The following is a 16,428-nucleotide window of genomic DNA, read 5'->3' as shown; positions in this document are numbered from 1 at the left end:
GCAAAGCGGTTATGCCGCCGCGATAAATCCCGAAGGGATTTACGCTGGACGCGGGGTGGAGCAGCCCGGTAGCTCGTCAGGCTCATAACCTGAAGGCCGCAGGTTCAAATCCTGCCCCCGCAACCAAGATTTAAAATAGACACACAGTCCGATCGATCGCCGAAAGCAAGCGCTGCCCTTTCGTGAGGTCGCTTGGACGGTACTGATGCGAACTACGGCACGAACACCTTGATTGCTTTTTCCCGGATACCGAATTTTACCGGAGTTTCGGTTATCAGTTCGCCGTCCAGATTGACCGGGCGCGGTTTGCTGGTGCGGATCCTAAGATCTTTCGTGGAGAATGCGCGTACGTCGTCCCATTGACCGTGTGTTCCCTTCCGCAGGGTGGGCAGCAGCCTGAGGAGCCGCCACCAATGGTCAACCTCGAGACTATAGAAATCGAGCATGCCATCGGTCGCGGTTGCATCGGCGTGAACCGTCATGCCGCCGCCGTAGAAGCGACCATTGCCAACCGAGACCTGCAACGTCCTCAATTCCTCCGTACGACCATCATGCTCCAGCGTCGCGGTAAACAGCCGCGAACGAGCAAGCAGCTTGGCCGCGACGATTCCATAGCCCAGTTTCCCCCATCGTTTCTTGGCTTTTTGGGTCAGGCTCATCGCAAGGTCAGCGCTGAAGCCGATACTCGCGACATTGAAAAATGGATGGCCGTTGGCGTCGCCGAGATCGACATGGGAGGTCTTCCCGAGGGCAATGACGTCAATCGCTTCAGCGGTGGCCAAGGGTATGCCAACCGTGCGCGCGAAGTCGTTCGCGGTCCCTAGCGGGAGGACTCCGAGAGGTAACCCGGTGTCCAGCAATCCCGCTGCGGCCGCGTTGAGACTGCCGTCGCCCCCACCGACGATGACCATGTCAACGTCTCGCGCGTGATGTCGTATGGCGGCAGACCCGCTGTTGAACCCCTCAGTCGCGCGAACGACCTTGATGCCAACACGCGTGAGATGGTCATGGACGAGTGGGAGGCTTTTCCCGCCGTTCCGCGAGCGAGGATTGACCAAGAGCAGCGCAGTCTTGCCCGTCATGCTGCGCAACCTCGCGCAGGAGAGCGCGATTCCGCAGTTGCCGAAGGGTGCCCAAGAATAGTCATCGAGGAACTCATATCCGATATATGTGCGGTGCAGCAACGCGGTTCAAGTTGCCAGGGTAACCCACCGAAGCCAGAATTTCGCATATTGGTATATAGTGAGTTGGTTCCGAGGAACTGGCTATGCAAGTTGATCGATCCAGCGTCGCGACCGCGTTGAAGTACGTCCGTGTAGCGACGGCCAGTACGATGTTGCTCGCGACGCTCCTGGCGGCGAGCCAAGGCTATGGCTGCAGTGATATTTCCGACGAGGGCCTGATCAAGAAGGCTGGCGATGCGCGCTCGGTTCACGTCGCGAGGCAGCCGGGTAGTGGCGCTGTAAGTTCTTCAAGTGCGCCCGTCAACGCCATCCTGGGTGCTGTCGGTGCTTTCAATGATCTACAGGCTCGCATCGTGACTGGACCGTTGCTGGAGCGTCTTATTGTCGAGAGCCGGGATGCGGTCATTGGCGGCTCACTACCTATTCCTCCATGTATCCGGCTGCAGCTAACCGGTTATGCCAGCGAAGATTCGATGGACCGCGTCCGCTACAAGGTCGATGACGAGGGGTCTTTCAACCTTGCCCAACTCCTTGTGGAAGCCGGATTTGCGGATGCGGTTACCCTGGTGGACGTAATCGTGTTTCGCCGCGCCAGTGCGGCTGCGAACGCCGCGGCGTGGGCTCACGAGTTGACGCATGTGGATCAATTTCGAGCTTGGGGCGTACGGGGTTTTGCAGTGAGATATGCGCGGAATTGGCGAGCCGTCGAAACACCGGCCTATGTTAAAAGCGATGGATTCGACCGATGGCAACGATCCCAGCAGAAAGGCGCCTCCAAGGAGCGCGCTTCTGGGCCGATCGACTGCAGACCGGGCGCGGTCCGCAGCCCGTAGAGCAATATTCAAGCGCAGCAGCCGACCGCTGGCGGAAATCGTGGCAACGCGAGCAGTCATCAATCGGATCGAATGAAATATATGTCATGTGATGAATTATATTGACATCGATCTCATGCTGACGCTAACTGGGATCACCGGGTTCGAGGAGGAATTCCGGTCTTCAGGGCATCGGCGCCGTTTCGCGCCTTTGGGTAGTTTGGGAGGGGCTTCGGCCTCGAGGAGGACACTTGCGCACTTTTCTTACCACGACCGCGATCGCGGTGCTTGCCACAACCTTTCTTGCCGGGCCGACGTTTGCCGCGACGGAGAACCCGTTCCGCTGCAAGCCGGGCGAGAAATATACGATGAACGTCATGGTCTCGGGCGTCGAATACTGGTTTCCGGTCTATGAAATGTTCAAGCAGGCCGGCCAGCAGTTCGGCTGCGAGACTGAATATACCGGAACGCCGGAATATGACGTGAACAAGCAGATCGCCACCTTCGACCAGGCGCTCGCGCAGAACCCCGCCGGCATTCTCGTCCATCCGATGAACTCCGACCCCTTCATCGAACCGATCAACCGCGCAATCGACCAAGGCACGGCCGTTGTCACATTCGCGGCCGACTCGCCGCTCTCCAAGCGTGTTTCGTTCATCACCTCCGACAATACTCGCGAAGGCATCTATGCCGCTGACGCGATCGCCGAGAAGATGGGCGGCAAGGGCGAATATGCGGTGCTGGAAAATCCGGGTCAGGATAACCACGACAAGCGCATCGCGGCCTTCATCGGCCGTATGGAGGAGAAATGGCCCGACATGAAGCTTGTCGGTCGCGCCGCCTCAAATCAGGATCCGACCAAGGCCTATCAGGGCCTCAACAGCATAATCCAGGCCAACCCGAACCTCGGGGCGGTGTTCATGCCGGAAGCAAACTCCGCGATCGGCGCCGCTCAGGCCAACAAGGAAAGCGGCGGCAAGGTGCTCGTCATGTGCGCCGACGTCAACGCCAACATCCTTGACATGATCAAGGCGGGCGAAGTCTTTGGCTCGATCAATCCCAACCAGGGCATGCAGGGCTATATGGGTTTCATGCTGCTGTGGCTCGCCAAGCATCCGGAACTTATCGACCCGATGAATGATGCCAAACGGTCCGGTTTCAATCCGATGAGCATTCCGGTCGTGGACAATGGTCTCTCCATCGTGACAGCGGACAACGCGGACGATTTCTATTGGGACAAGTACCTGAAGCGCCGGGGCACCAAGGGCATCGAAGAGTAAGCGCCGGGTGACACCATCCGCACCCGGGCGGTGCGGATGGTCGGACGGGAGAGGGAGAACTGAGATGGCCGAGCCGGTGCTGTCGATCCATGGCGTGACCAAGCATTTCGGTGCGATCAGAGCGCTGACCGATGTCGACTTCACCCTGGAAAAGGGTGAGATCCATGCGTTGTGCGGCGAAAACGGCGCCGGCAAGTCGACGCTGATGAACGTGATCGCCGGTGTGCTGCAGCCAAGCGAAGGGGAAATTCGCGTCGACGGCAAGGCCGTGCGCATCTCCTCGCCTGCCGTTGCGCAAACGCTCGGTATCGGCCTCGTGCATCAGGAAATCGCCCTCTGCCCGGATGCTACGGTTGCCGAGAACATGTTCATGGCGGCAACCAACCGCCGCCGTACGCTTTTTATGAACTACCGCAAGCTGGAACGCGACGCACAGGCGGTGATGAACCGGCTTGCCGCGATCGATGTTCGCGGCAAGGTCGCGAACTTACCGATTTCCAGCCAGCAGCTCGTTGAGATCGCCAAAGCGCTCACGCTGGACTGCCGTGTGCTGATCCTCGACGAACCGACCGCGGCGCTGACCGAGACCGAGGCCCAGCAGCTCTTTTCCATCATCCGCGACCTCAAGGCGAACGGCATCTCGATCATCTATATCAGCCACCGTATGGCGGAGATCTTCAACCTGTGCGACCGCGTAACCGTGTTTCGAGACGGTCGCTATGTCTGCACCGATCGCATCGCCGATGTGACGCCGGACGATGTCGTGCGGCGCATGGTCGGCCGCGAGATCACGCAGCTCTATCCGAACAAGCTCGGTCCTGGCGAAGCCTCCACCGAGGCGATCCTCGAGGTTGGCGGTATGGGCGACGGCACCCGCTTTCATGATGTCCGCTTTGCGCTTCGCAAGGGCGAGATCCTTGGGATCGGCGGCCTGATCGGTTCCGGCCGTACGGAGATCGCCGAAGGCATATGCGGGCTGCGATCACGCACGTCAGGCGACATCCGCCTGCATGGCAGGCTTCAGGAAATCCGGGCCTACTCGGATGCCGTCAAGGCCGGCATCGTCTATCTGTCGGAAGACCGCAAGGGATCGGGCGTGTTCCTGGAGATGTCGATCGCACAGAATATCTCGGTGTTGACCCTCAAGGCGTTGACCAACCACGCGGGTCTGCTGAACGGTCGCGCCGAGGCGGCCCTGGCACAGGATTTTGCCCGGCGGCTCGCCGTGCGCACGAGTGGTGTCGAAGCACCCGTCAAATCACTCTCTGGCGGCAACCAGCAGAAGGTGGCGATCGCCAAGCAGCTCGCCGTCGAGCCCAAGGTGATCCTGATGGATGAACCGACGCGTGGCATCGACGTCGGCGCCAAGGCGGAAATCCACCGACTGCTGCGAGAGCTTGCGCGCTCGGGAATCGGAATTGTTGTTATCTCATCGGAGATGCCGGAACTGCTCGGGCTTTGCGACCGTGTGCTTGTCGTCCGCGAGGGACGCATCGCGGGAGAACTCGGCGCGGAAGACATGACGGAGGAGGCCGTGATCCGCCTCGCATCGGGGATCGGTACAGCACGGGCGGCAGATCATGCTGCATGAAGACGGAAAGGCCAGGGGAGAGACGAGAATGGCGATCGACACGATGGCGACGGGCATGCCGAAAACGGGGGCGTGGAAGCGCATCGGGACGATGCGAGAGGCGGGGTTGATCGCGATCATCCTGATGCTCTGCGTGATCATGAGTTTCGCGTCGCCGCACTTCCTGACGCTCGGAAATTTCCGCGCCATGTTGATGAGCTTTTCGGTGGAAGGCATCGTCGTCGTTGGCATGACGATCCTTCTTATCGTCGGTGGTATCGACCTTGCCGTCGGCTCGGTCGTCTGCTTCGCCATGGTGCTCTCCGGCTCGCTGTTTCTGGCAGGGCTTGATCCATGGACAGCCTCGCTGATCGGCATCCTCGCAAGCAGCGCGATCGGCGCGATCATGGGCTTCTTCGTGACGGTGGTCGGGCTCAACCACTTCATCACTTCGCTTGCCGGCATGGTGATCGTACGCGGCCTCTGCCTCATTATCACCAAGGGCACGCCTCTCTCCCTCTTCACGCTGCCGCCTGGCTTCAAGGCGGTGGGGCAGGGCACGTTCTACGGCGTTCCCTATGTAATCCTGATCTTCTTCGCCGTCGTCGTCCTGTTTGATTTCCTGCTGCGCCGGGCGACCGCTTTCCGGAAGGTGTTTTATACCGGCAGCAACGAGAAGGCGGCGCTCTATTCCGGAATCAAGACCAACCAGGTGAAGTTCTGGGTGACTGTTCTCTGCTCGACGCTCTCAGGCGTTGCCGGCGTGATCTACATGTCCCGTTTCGGTGCCGCGACGCCCACTTTCGGCGTCGGTATGGAACTCAATATCATCGCCGCGGCAGTGATCGGCGGCGCCTCGCTCAATGGTGGTTCGGGTACGATCTTCGGCGCCATCCTCGGCATCGCGCTTCTCTCGGTTGTTACCAGCTCTCTGATCCTGCTCAATGTCTCCGTCTATTGGCAGGATATGATCAAGGGGTGCATTCTATTGGCTGCCGTTTCCATCGACCATTTCCTGCACAAGCGGAAGGCCGCCTGATATGCCGATTGCCAAGTTCAAGCCCAAGACGACGACCGCGCCGCGCGAGGAGATCGTGATTGCACGCCAGATGCACCAGGCACTCGTGCTGCACTTTCTGGAAGGCCTGACTCAGGCCCAAATTGCCGATCAGCTTGGTATCTCGCACGCCACAGTCAATCGACTGATCAAACGCGGTCGCCAGCTCGGCCTCGTCGAGATCAAGATCAAGTCGCCGATAGAGCCGCTGGTCGATATGGAGGAACGCCTGTTGGCATTGGGCGGCATCAGCCGCGCTATCGTCGTGCCGAGCGTTTCCGATAATCCGCAGACGGCACTCCAGGCCGTCGGCGATGCGGCGGCAAGGCTGCTGATCGAGGAGATTGATGATGGCGACACGATCTGCATCACCGGCGGCAAGGGGGTCAGCGCCGTCGTTGCCGGGTTGCAGCCGCCACGCCGCTTCAATGTCGAGGTGATTCCAGCCACGGGCTGTGTGCAGGGCAAGCACTATACCGACGTCAACCACGTCTCGACCCTGATGGCCGACCGGCTGGGCGGGCGCTCCTATCAGATCCACGCACCGCTCTTTGCCGATGACGCCGAGCAGCGCGGGATGCTGATCAACATGCGTTCCGTGGCTGATGTCTTCCAACGGGCGCGCGAGGCGAAGATTGCGCTGGTTGGCATCGGTTCGATCCTGACCGATGACTCGAGCTACTATGATCTGCATCCTTCATCCAGCACCGACCGGGCGGCGATCGAACGCTCAGGCGCGAGCTGCGAACTGCTGGCTCACTTGCTCGATGACCACGGCCGGGTCTGCGATTACAGCCTCAACCGCTCTCTGGTATCGCTCACGTTGCCGGAGTTCGCCTCCATTCCGATGAAGATCGGGGTTGCGAGCGGGCCGAACAAGGCAGGCCCGATCCTGAGCGTGATGCGCGGCAATCATCTGGACACGCTCGTCACCGACGAGGCGACTGGTGCGCGCATTCTTGAAATGGCATCCGAGGAAGGACATTTGGCATGAGCGGCGAGCAGTTGACCCGCGAAATCGGACGCTCCGGCGTCAAGGCGTCGGCCGTCGGGCTCGGAACCTGGGCGATCGGCGGCTGGATGTGGGGAGGGAGCGACGAGGCGGAATCGGTGAAGGCCATCCAGGCCTCGCTCGAGGCGGGTGTCAGCCTCATCGACACCGCGCCGGCCTATGGCCTCGGCCGCTCGGAGGAAATCGTAGGCCGGGCGATTGCTGGCCGCCGCGACAAGGCCGTGATTGCCACGAAATGCGGCCTCGTGTGGCACACGCAAAAGGGCAATCATTTCTTCGAGCAGGATGGAAAGCCGGTGCACCGCCACCTCGGCCGGGATTCGATCATCCACGAGGTGGAGCAAAGTCTGCGCCGCCTCGGTACAGATCACATAGACCTCTATATCACCCACTGGCAGGACGCCACGACTCCGATCGAGGAAACGGTCAGGGCGCTCGAAGAACTGAAAGCGTCGGGCAAGATCCGCGCGATCGGGGCCAGCAACGTCAACCGAGTGGAGCTCGAGCAATACATCAAGACCGGTTCGCTAGACGCGATCCAGGAGCGATTCAGCATGATCGATCGCGAGATCGAGGCGGACCTGCTGCCGCTCACCACTGCAAACGGCGTGTCGACGCTCAGCTATTCCTCGCTGGCGCTCGGCTTGCTTTCCGGCACGATCGGGCCTGACCGGGTCTTTTCCGGCGATGACCAGCGCAAGGAGAATCCGCGTTTCTCCGTGGCCAATCGGAAAAAGGCGAAAGAATTCGCTGAGACGGTCCGGCCCATCGCGGAGCTACACGGAGCCAGCATCGCTCAACTCGTGATCGCTTGGACGCTGGCCCAACCGGGTGTGACCTTTGCGCTCTGCGGCGCCCGCAATCCGGTGCAAGCAATCGACAATGCCCGAGCGGGTACGATCAGGCTTTCGGCCGATGATCTCGCGGTCATGAATTCGGCGCTTGCGGCGAAGCTGGTCAATATGGACGGATAACGGGCTGCCATCATGAATCGTGAAGAAACATTGGACGGGCTTCGCAAGAGCCCGAGCGTGGACGTGTGTGTCCTCGGCGGCGGCATAAACGGGGTGAGCGTCTTCCGGGAGCTTGCGCTGCAGGGCGTAAACGTACTGCTCGTCGAGAAGTCGGACTATTGCTCCGGCGCGAGTGCGGCGCTCTCCCGTATGGTTCATGGCGGGTTGCGCTATCTTGAAAACGGTGAGCTCAGTCTGGTGCGGGAATCACTCGTGGAGCGCGATCGGCTGCTGCGGAATGCGCCGCACTATGTGGCGCCGCTGCCGACCACGGTTCCGATCTTCGATGTATTCTCCGGGCTCGCCAACGGCATCGTCCGTTTCCTCGGGCTGACCCGCCGCCCGAGCCGCCGCGGCGCGCTGGCCATCAAGGCCGGCCTTAGCATCTATGACTTCCTGACGCGCAAGCGGGCGCTGATGCCGCGTCACCAGTTTCGCGGGCGCCGGAGCACGCTTGCCAAATGGCCGGCGCTCAATCCAGCGATTCGCAGCGCCGCCACTTACTTCGATGCTTGGGTAAGCCATCCCGAACGCATCGGTATTGAGCTCTTGCGCGATGGGCAGTTGGCCAGTGCGACAGCTCGGGCTCTGAACTATGCCGAAATCGAGCACGAGGAGAACGGGCAATTCCGGCTACGCGACGCGATCTCCGGCGAGACACTGGTGATCAAGCCGTCGGTCGTCATCAACGCCACTGGCGGGTGGATCGACATAGCCAATGCGTCACTCTTCCCTCAGGAGGCTCGGCCTGCGCCGCTGATGGGCGGCACCAAGGGCTCACATCTCATCATCGACAACCCGGCGCTGCGCGACATGCTCGACGGGCACATGATTTACTATGAAAACGAGGATGGGCGCATCTGCATCCTGTTCCCGTATCTCGGCAAGGTGCTGGTCGGCTCGACGGATATCCGCGTCGACGATCCCGGCACGGTGCGATGCGAGGCGGACGAGCGGGACTACATCCTGCAATCGCTTGCCTTCGTGCTGCCAGGCGCGGTCATCCGGCCAGAAGAAGTCGTCTTCCAGTTTGCCGGGGTCCGCCCGCTGCCCGCAAGCAACGACAGTTTCACCGGCCGTATCCCGCGTGATCATTTCTGCACCGTGCTGGAAGGCCAGAATGGCGGACCACCGGTGCTCTGCATGGTCGGCGGCAAGTGGACAACCTTCCGTTCCTTCGGTGAAATGGCCGCGGACATGACGTTGGAGCGCCTTGGCCGGTCGCGCCGGGTCGATACAGCCGAGCGCACCTTCGGTGGCGGTCGCGGTTTTCCTGATGATCGCAGCGGCTGGTCGCGGCGGCTTTCGGCAGCGACCGGACTTGCCGAGGACCGCGCTGCCATGCTTTTCGAGCGATATGGCACCGATGCCGCGGATGTCGCCCGCTTCATTGCGGCGGCGCCGGACAAACGCTTGCCTCATGCGGGATACAGCGCCCGGGAGCTGATCTGCCTCATCCGCTTCGAGGCGGTCGAGCATCTGGACGATCTTCTCCTGCGGCGCACGACGCTTGCCATCACCGGCGAACTTTCGCTGGTCATGGTGGATGCCGTGCTTGACGTCTTGGCCACCGAAAAGGGCTGGTCGGCACAGCGGATCGCCGAGGAGCGCTTCCGTTTTCTGACACTCATGCGCGAGCGCCACGGCGTCGCTGAAGAAACCCTTTCCGCAAGGAACGAACAAAGGAGTGAGCAATGCGAGACAACCGCAAGGTCCGGATGAACCGGCTGTTCGGCAACGGCCGTTGCCTTGATGTGGCGATCGATCACGGCGTATGCAACGAGCCGTCCTTCCTCGATGGACTGGAGAGTATGCCCGGTGTCCTCAAGGCACTGGTTGATGCGAAGCCCGATGCAATCCAGATGAACTATGGCCAGGCCGACCTGCTGCAGGGCCTGCCGGGCAAGGACAAGCCGGCACTGGTCATGCGTATCGACATGGGCAACCCCTACAACCGCATCCGCCACCGAGACATGTGGGCTGTGTTGCAGAACGAAGCCGAGCCGCTGATCGGTGCACTGCAGATGGATGCGGCCTGCGTGGTGGTCAACCTCTTCATGCTGCCGGACGAGCCGGATCTTTTCCGCCAGTGCGTGCAGAACATTTCCCGCGTCAGGGCCGACTGCGAGAAATACGGCATGCCGCTGATGATCGAACCGCTTGTCATGCAGCCCGTTACGGAACGGGGGGGCTACATGGTCGACGGCGATGCGGAGAAAATCGTCACGCTGACACGGCTTGCCCGCGAAATGGGCGCCGATATCGTCAAGGCCGATCCGACGACCAATTCGGAGGATTTCCATCGCGTTGTCGAGGCGGCGCGCTGCCCGGTGCTGGTGCGCGGCGGTGGAAAGGAGGACCTGAGTGCGGTTTTCGCGAAGTCTTCCGCCTTGATGCGGCAGGGCGCAATGGGCATGGTCTACGGGCGCAACATCTACCAGCACGCCAATCCGAGCGCCGTCGTGCGCGGGCTGATGGCGATCATCCATGACGATGCAGGCGGCGAGGAGGCCTTCGCACTCTACAAGCAGGGGTGATGTCCAGCTTTTGGGTGGAAGGGGAACCTTGGGAGGGGTTCGGAATGCAAAAATATCTGTTGGGGCTCGATGCGGGCAACACCGTCATCAAGGCCGTGATCTTCGACCAGACTGGCCGCGAGCTGGCACATGCCGGGGAGGAAGGCCATAGCCGTATGCCCTCCCCCGGCCATGTCGAACGCGATCTTGGCGAACTCTGGTCCAATGCGAAGCGTGTTATCCGCACCTGCATCGACAAAGCCGGGATTTCAGCGAGCGACATCGCCGCGATCGGTTGCGCCGGTCATGGCAACGGCCTCTATGCGCTGGACCGCGAGGGTGCGCCGCTTCTCGGAATCCAGTCGCTCGATACGCGGGCGACAGGGTTGGTCGAGGAATGGGCGGCTGAAGGCGTTGGCGACCGGACGGCGCCGATTGCCCGGCAGCGGCCTTGGCCCTCCCAGACGCCGACATTACTCGCCTGGCTCAAGCGTCACAGGCCCGAGCTTTTCCAGCGCATCGGCACGGTGTTCTTCTCCAAGGACTTCGTCGTCAACCGCCTGACCGGCAGCCGCGTAAGCGAGGTTTCAGACATGTCCGGTGCCGGCATGCTCGACCTCGCCGCGCGCCGCTACGACAAGACGCTGATGGCAGCCTACGGTCTGGGCGATAGCATGCACATGTTGCCGCCTCTGATTGAGAGCGCCGATATTGCCGGTCGGGTGACGAACGACGTCGCGGCAGAAACCGGGCTTGCCGCCGGCACGCCCGTCATCGGTGGTCTCTTCGACGTCGTCGCCTCTGCACTCGGTTCCGGTGTATCACGGACTGGCAGTGCTTCGATCATCGCCGGTACCTGGAGTATCAACCAGGTGATTATCGACGGTCCCGATCTCAATGGACCGGTCTTCATGTCCTCGACCTTCGACCGCACGCGCTACATGGCCATGGAAAACAGCGCGACTTCCGCAGCAAACCTCGAATGGCTGGTGCGGGAGTTCTTCGAAGGTGAGCATGGCGAGGGTGTCTCGCCTTTTGACGCCTGCTGCGCGTTGGCGGCGGCGGTGGCACCCGCGGCAGATGATCCGCTCTACCATCCTTATCTCTACGGCGCCCAGCAGGACGGTCATGCGCGTGCCGGCTTCTACGGCATGGCCGGCTGGCATACCAAGGGGCACCTCATCCGTGCGCTCCTGGAAGGTGTCGCTTTTGGTCACCGCCAGCATATCGAGACCATTCGCCGGGCCGGCGCCACGTTCGACGAGGCGATCCTTTCCGGCGGCGGTTCACGCAGCCGGCTTTGGCCGCAGATCTTTGCCGATGTGCTGGGCGTTCCGGTTTGTGTCGCTGCCTCGCGGGAAACAGGCGCGTTGGGTGCTGCGATTGCGGCAGGCACAGGCGTGGGACTCTTCGCTGATTTCACTGAAGGCGCGACCGCCATGGTGCGGATCGACCGGCACTATGCGCCGAACGCTGCGCTCGCCGACCACTACAAACGCCGCTACCAGCTCTATCAGGACATCGCCGAGGCGATGACGCCGCTGTGGCGGCGGCTCTCCGCGCGCGAAGAGCTCGCGACAGGAGTTGCAGCGTGACGATGTCTATGACTGAAACGCCGGTGGACGAGGGTAGCTATGATTTCATCGTCGTCGGCGCCGGCTCGGCCGGCTGCGTTCTGGCAAACCGGCTCTCGGCCGACCCACGAAACCGCGTGCTGCTTCTCGAGGCGGGTGGCTCGGATCGTTATCACTGGGTGCATGTGCCGATCGGCTATCTCTATTGCATGGGTAATCCGCGCACCGACTGGATGATGAAGACGGCTGCTGAGGCCGGCCTCAACGGTCGCGCCTTGAACTATCCACGCGGAAAGCTGCTTGGGGGCTGCTCCTCGATCAACGGCATGATCTACATGCGGGGGCAGGCGGCAGACTATGACGGTTGGCGGCAGGCCGGCAATGAGGGATGGAGCTGGGATGATGTGCTGCCCTATTTCCTGAAGTCGGAAGATAACTACCGCGGCAAATCTTCCATGCATGGGGCCGGCGGGGAATGGCGTGTCGAACGCCAGCGCCTCTCCTGGCCAATACTCGATGCTTTCCGCGATGCGGCGGAAGAGCTTGGCATCCCGAAGACCGACGATTTCAACAATGGCGACAACGAGGGCTCCGGTTATTTCGAGGTCAACCAGAAGGGTGGCTTGCGCTGGAACACGACGAAGGCATTCCTGCGGCCAGCGATGAAGCGCAAGAACCTGCGGGTGCTGACGGGCGCCGAAACGGAGCGGCTTGAGTTCGAGGGCAAGATGGCGACCGGCGTACGGTTCCGGCTCAACGGGCGGCTCTGCGTCGCGCGCGCTTCCCGAGAGGTCGTGCTCTCAGCCGGCGCGATCAATTCGCCGAAGATCCTCGAACTCTCGGGCATCGGACGTCCGGAAATACTCTTGACGCTGGGTATTCCTGTTCATCACGAGCTTTCGGGGGTCGGCGAGAACCTGCAGGACCACCTGCAGATCCGAACGGTCTTCAAGATCGAGGGCACCCGTACGCTGAACCAGCTCTACCACAACCTTTTGAGCCGGGTCGGGATGGGCGTCCAATATGCGATCAGCCGGTCGGGTCCGCTCTCGATGGCGCCGAGCCAACTCGGCATCTTTGCGAAAAGCGACCCCGCGGTTGCGACCGCAGATCTCGAATACCACGTCCAGCCACTCAGCACCGACCGGCTGGGTGAACCGTTGCATCGCTATCCGGCGGTAACGGTCTCTGTCTGCAATCTCCGACCGGAAAGCCGCGGCACGGTGCATGTCACGACACGCGACGCGACGATCGCGCCGGAGATCCGCCCTAACTATCTCTCGACTTCAGGCGACCGCATACTGGCGGCAGCATCCATCCGCCACGCCCGCAGCCTGATGCGAACCCGGGCGATCTCCGGCTTCCGTCCGCAGGAAGTACTGCCAGGCAAGCAGTATGATAGCGACGAGGACCTTATTCGCCGTGCCGGCGACATTGCCACCACGATCTTCCATCCGGTAGGCACCTGCAGGATGGGCAGCGATCCAACGGCGGTGGTGGACACAAAGCTGCGCGTGCACGGTCTCGAAAAACTGCGCATCGTCGATGCCTCGATCATGCCGACCATTGTCTCCGGCAACACCAATTCACCCGTGATCATGATTGCGGAGAAGGCGTCGGACGCCATTTTGAAGCAGCTCTAGGCCTTCAGTCCGCAGGGAGCCCAGGCTACCCCGGGATATTGGCACGCCCGAGAAGATGTGCCGACGATCGCCAGGCGTGATGAACGATGTTATCGAGCCGCCGAGCGGTCTCGATCCGTGCGAAGGCGTCCGCCGCGGTCAGTTCACCTGGCGCGACAGATCCAAGTGTTGCGGCGCGGTAGTCGCGCTGCAGGGCGTCGAGTTCCGATGCCGCATCGTGAATCTCCGTCAGCGCCCTCGCAATCTCCGGTGAAACATTCCAGCCAATAGGGGGTGCCTTCACGCTGAGGGCGCTTTCCGAAGTAATAGAGTTGCCAATCTCCTGTGCTGCGCGCATGGCCTTTACGCTGAGTTCGATGAGAGGTGTGTCTCGATCCGCGCTTTGTGAGGTTTTCGGGAGACCGTCATCCGCCAGAATTTCGACCAGGCGCGAGGCGTGGTCGAGCGCGTGCAACGTATTCGTCATTCGCAGCCGTTCGCCCTCCGCCTCCGGAGGTTCCTTCAACTCTGACAGGAAGTCCCGCACCTGTTCGAGTGTCGAAGCCGCCGTTGTCGCCTGCGTCGAGAGGCTGCCGCCATCCGAAAGGCTGGCAGAAACCGACGCGGACGTTGTCGTCAGGACGTCGGCGATCACACGGCGGGCGGTCTCAATGGCGATCACGGGACTGGCGAGCGCGCTCGGATCGAGCGCACGTTGAAGCGGAGTCTGCCTTGATGGCAGCAGGCGTTCCACTACGCGAGTAAACCATTGCGTGGCCGGAAGCAGGACCGCGACCCCAACGACATTGTAGGCCGTATGGTAGGCGGCAAGGAGTGTCATTCCGTCGACTGATGACAAAAAAGACTTCATCAACGGCGCCGTGAAGGGAAAGGCGACGATCGCAATGAGCGCCGCGATGAGCTTGAACAGCACATAGGCCAGAGCGAGGCGTTTGGCCGTCGCGCTAGCGCCAATAGCAGCCAATGCCGAACTGGTCGCCGTCCCGATATTCTGGCCAATGATCAGGGCCGCGCCCTGTTCCAGGTTCACGGCCCCGGCGAAGAAAGCCGAAATGGTAACAGCGATGGAAGCTGTCGAGGATTGCATAACCGCAGTCATGGCAAGGCCGACAACGATAAGAGACAGGAGCCCAATCGTCCCTTCTCCCAGTCCAACGCCCGGCGTTCCCAGTACTGCCGGGAGGTCGGAAGGGTGCAGCGTTTCGGCAAGGCCACCCATGCCCTGCTGAAGGGTTGTCAGACCGTAAAGCACCAGTGCGAAGCCAGCGAGCGCACCACCCGCTGCCGCAATCCGGCCGCCGCCGATTAGCCTGGCCAATGCCCCTATGAATATCATTGGCAGCGCGTAGGTTGAAAGCGACACTCGCACGCCGATCAATGCCACCAACCAACCGGTACCCGTCGTGCCAACATTGGCACCGAACACAAGGCCGAGCCCTTGCGGAAATGTCAAAAGACCGGCGCTTACAAGGCCGATCGTCGTCATTGTCACTGCGCTCGATGACTGAACGAGGAGCGTAACAATTGCGCCCCAGAAGGCGCCGGAAAGCGGCGTGGCCGCCGCCTTGCCAAGGACGACGCGAAGAGCCGAGCCTGCCATCGCCTTCAAGCCGTCAGTCATGACAGTCATGCCGAGAAGGAACAGTCCAACCCCACCAAGAACGGCAATCGCTGTCGACATGCGTGTCTCCCACCATGGGCTTTAGCCGGATCGGTGATAGCACAACCTGTGATCGCCCATCAATGTGGCCGGCCCACGCCACGCCGGTGGCGTAAATACTGCAGCATGACCTTCCCGAGTCGAGGAACATTTCGCGTATGTTCTTGTACGGAAATTGAGCAATCCGCGATCGACGATCAAACCGCGCTTTAGCTCGCCCAGTACGCAGTCTCTTTACTATGTGGGACGCGGTCAGTTCCTGACGAGCGATCTGTTAAGAAGCAACCATCGGAATTTTTACCCAAAATTAGTATGTGTCATTGTAACCATGAGTAAGAGATTCTGTGGCTCAGCTCATGGCCATGTCGAATTTCATCTAGCAGGCCGGATTCTCGTTCAGAAGTCTCCGCGCAAGCTGGCAGGGGAAACAGAGCGGTAGGCTCTGCGCGCATGATGCTTTTCCCGACGCCGTGGCTCGTCCGAGCGATGTTCTACGAAATTTGTGTGTCTGCCGAGGATCGCCGCATTTTTGCTTGGCGTCGTCGGATGGATAACGCTGTCCGCAGGTGCAGGATGCGCCTGAGCCGTGATCGATTGAGCGGAATCGTCGCTCGTCCAGATCCATGGCACGGAGTGACATTTGCAATCAGTCAACGCTAAGGGCGCCTTTTATGACCTCGATCATTTCGTCTTTGACCCCAACTCAAATCCGCTCTCTCTCCACTGCCACAATTACCTCGCTCACGACAGAAGACGTCCAGGCGCTGACGACCTCCCAGATCAAAGCGCTGAGCAAGGATCAGATCGCTGCATTGGAAGCTGAGGACATCACTGCTCTCAGCGATGAGCAGTTGGGTTCGATTTCCGCAGCCTCTATGGTCGGTCTGAAGGCCGAACACCTTGCTGCCCTCGACTCTTCCAAGATAGGAAGCCTCGGCGCAGCGCAGGTCGCGGGACTTAGCAGCGCCCAGCTTGCCCTGCTGACGGCCGATCAGGTCGAAGGCTTCACGACGGCCCAGGTTGGCGTGTTGAGCGCCACGCAGGTTGGTGCGCTCGGTGCCGACGACATCGCCAAGTTCTCCGCCGATGAGATCGCGGCGCTGGGCA

The 16,428-nt window shown here is 61.1% G+C and carries 13 protein-coding genes and 1 tRNA gene; 12 read left to right on the top strand and 2 right to left on the bottom strand.

Translation table 11 applies throughout. From position 1 onward, the window contains the following. The first annotated feature begins 49 nt into the window (after window positions 1–49). Window positions 50–126: transfer RNA gene (locus JNB88_RS32445), tRNA-Met, on the top strand. Window positions 127–212: 86 nt separating this feature from the next. On the opposite strand, the gene JNB88_RS32440 is transcribed toward JNB88_RS32445, so the two are convergent. Then, window positions 213–1,082: a lipid kinase gene (locus JNB88_RS32440; protein ID WP_220359064.1), complete on the bottom strand. Its 870-nt coding sequence runs from the start codon at window positions 1,080–1,082 to the stop codon at window positions 213–215. Window positions 1,083–1,267: 185 nt separating this feature from the next. On the opposite strand from JNB88_RS32440, the gene JNB88_RS32435 reads away from it, so the two are divergent. The 10 genes from JNB88_RS32435 to JNB88_RS32390 all read left to right on the top strand — a co-directional run bounded on the left by JNB88_RS32435 (window position 1,268) and on the right by JNB88_RS32390 (window position 13,661). Continuing rightward, a complete protein-coding gene (locus JNB88_RS32435; protein WP_223217432.1) occupies window positions 1,268–2,017 on the top strand; it encodes an eCIS core domain-containing protein in 750 nt (249 codons plus the stop codon). Window positions 2,018–2,247: 230 nt separating this feature from the next. Then, the gene (locus JNB88_RS32430; RefSeq protein ID WP_220359063.1) at window positions 2,248–3,276 is read left to right on the top strand and encodes a substrate-binding domain-containing protein; all 1,029 of its coding nucleotides are present in this window, start codon (window positions 2,248–2,250) and stop codon (window positions 3,274–3,276) included. Window positions 3,277–3,340: 64 nt separating this feature from the next. Continuing rightward, entirely contained in the window at window positions 3,341–4,867 is a 1,527-nt protein-coding gene (locus tag JNB88_RS32425; protein WP_220359062.1) for a sugar ABC transporter ATP-binding protein, read from the top strand. 28 nt (window positions 4,868–4,895) lie between these two features. Further along, window positions 4,896–5,885, top strand: a complete 990-nt coding sequence (locus tag JNB88_RS32420; protein WP_220359061.1) for an ABC transporter permease — start codon at window positions 4,896–4,898, stop codon at window positions 5,883–5,885. Between the two features lies 1 nt (window position 5,886). Further along, a complete protein-coding gene (locus JNB88_RS32415) occupies window positions 5,887–6,897 on the top strand; it encodes a sugar-binding transcriptional regulator (protein WP_220359060.1) in 1,011 nt (336 codons plus the stop codon). Further along, the gene (locus JNB88_RS32410) at window positions 6,894–7,889 is read left to right on the top strand and encodes an aldo/keto reductase (RefSeq protein WP_220359059.1); all 996 of its coding nucleotides are present in this window, start codon (window positions 6,894–6,896) and stop codon (window positions 7,887–7,889) included. The genes JNB88_RS32415 and JNB88_RS32410 overlap by 4 nt, the downstream gene beginning before the upstream one ends. A gap of 12 nt (window positions 7,890–7,901) precedes the next feature. Continuing rightward, complete coding sequence (locus JNB88_RS32405; protein ID WP_220359058.1) at window positions 7,902–9,650, top strand: glycerol-3-phosphate dehydrogenase/oxidase; 1,749 nt, start codon at window positions 7,902–7,904, stop codon at window positions 9,648–9,650. Continuing rightward, window positions 9,623–10,465 (top strand): class I fructose-bisphosphate aldolase, encoded by an 843-nt coding sequence (locus JNB88_RS32400; RefSeq protein ID WP_220359057.1) that lies wholly within the window; start codon window positions 9,623–9,625, stop codon window positions 10,463–10,465. The genes JNB88_RS32405 and JNB88_RS32400 overlap by 28 nt, the downstream gene beginning before the upstream one ends. Before the next feature lie 44 nt (window positions 10,466–10,509). Further along, complete coding sequence (locus JNB88_RS32395; RefSeq protein ID WP_220359056.1) at window positions 10,510–12,039, top strand: FGGY-family carbohydrate kinase; 1,530 nt, start codon at window positions 10,510–10,512, stop codon at window positions 12,037–12,039. Between the two features lie 2 nt (window positions 12,040–12,041). Continuing rightward, the gene (locus JNB88_RS32390; protein ID WP_476705536.1) at window positions 12,042–13,661 is read left to right on the top strand and encodes a GMC family oxidoreductase; all 1,620 of its coding nucleotides are present in this window, start codon (window positions 12,042–12,044) and stop codon (window positions 13,659–13,661) included. Between the two features lie 25 nt (window positions 13,662–13,686). On the opposite strand, the gene JNB88_RS32385 is transcribed toward JNB88_RS32390, so the two are convergent. Next, the gene (locus JNB88_RS32385; protein ID WP_220359055.1) at window positions 13,687–15,342 is read right to left on the bottom strand and encodes a Na/Pi cotransporter family protein; all 1,656 of its coding nucleotides are present in this window, start codon (window positions 15,340–15,342) and stop codon (window positions 13,687–13,689) included. 650 nt (window positions 15,343–15,992) lie between these two features. On the opposite strand from JNB88_RS32385, the gene JNB88_RS32380 reads away from it, so the two are divergent. Further along, window positions 15,993–16,428: hypothetical protein (locus tag JNB88_RS32380; protein WP_220359054.1), on the top strand; the 436-nt coding region annotated here is incomplete at its 3' end.

This window comes from Rhizobium cauense (assembly GCF_019511525.1).
Lineage (GTDB): Bacteria > Pseudomonadota > Alphaproteobacteria > Rhizobiales > Rhizobiaceae > Rhizobium > Rhizobium cauense.
The sequence above is the reverse complement of the archived record's forward strand: the minus strand, read 5'-3'. Positions and strand labels throughout refer to the sequence as shown.

Bases quoted from the DNA above. Each gene is read 5' to 3' on its own strand.
- JNB88_RS32440 (WP_220359064.1), bottom strand. From the start codon at position 1,082: ATGACGGGCAAGACTGCGCTGCTCTTGGTCAATCCTCGCTCGCGGAAC.
- JNB88_RS32435 (WP_223217432.1), top strand. From the start codon at position 1,268: ATGCAAGTTGATCGATCCAGCGTCGCGACCGCGTTGAAGTACGTCCGT.
- JNB88_RS32425 (WP_220359062.1), top strand. From the start codon at position 3,341: ATGGCCGAGCCGGTGCTGTCGATCCATGGCGTGACCAAGCATTTCGGT.
- JNB88_RS32420 (WP_220359061.1), top strand. From the start codon at position 4,896: ATGGCGATCGACACGATGGCGACGGGCATGCCGAAAACGGGGGCGTGG.
- JNB88_RS32415 (WP_220359060.1), top strand. From the start codon at position 5,887: ATGCCGATTGCCAAGTTCAAGCCCAAGACGACGACCGCGCCGCGCGAG.
- JNB88_RS32410 (WP_220359059.1), top strand. From the start codon at position 6,894: ATGAGCGGCGAGCAGTTGACCCGCGAAATCGGACGCTCCGGCGTCAAG.
- JNB88_RS32405 (WP_220359058.1), top strand. From the start codon at position 7,902: ATGAATCGTGAAGAAACATTGGACGGGCTTCGCAAGAGCCCGAGCGTG.
- JNB88_RS32400 (WP_220359057.1), top strand. From the start codon at position 9,623: ATGCGAGACAACCGCAAGGTCCGGATGAACCGGCTGTTCGGCAACGGC.
- JNB88_RS32395 (WP_220359056.1), top strand. From the start codon at position 10,510: ATGCAAAAATATCTGTTGGGGCTCGATGCGGGCAACACCGTCATCAAG.
- JNB88_RS32390 (WP_476705536.1), top strand. From the start codon at position 12,042: ATGTCTATGACTGAAACGCCGGTGGACGAGGGTAGCTATGATTTCATC.
- JNB88_RS32385 (WP_220359055.1), bottom strand. From the start codon at position 15,342: ATGTCGACAGCGATTGCCGTTCTTGGTGGGGTTGGACTGTTCCTTCTC.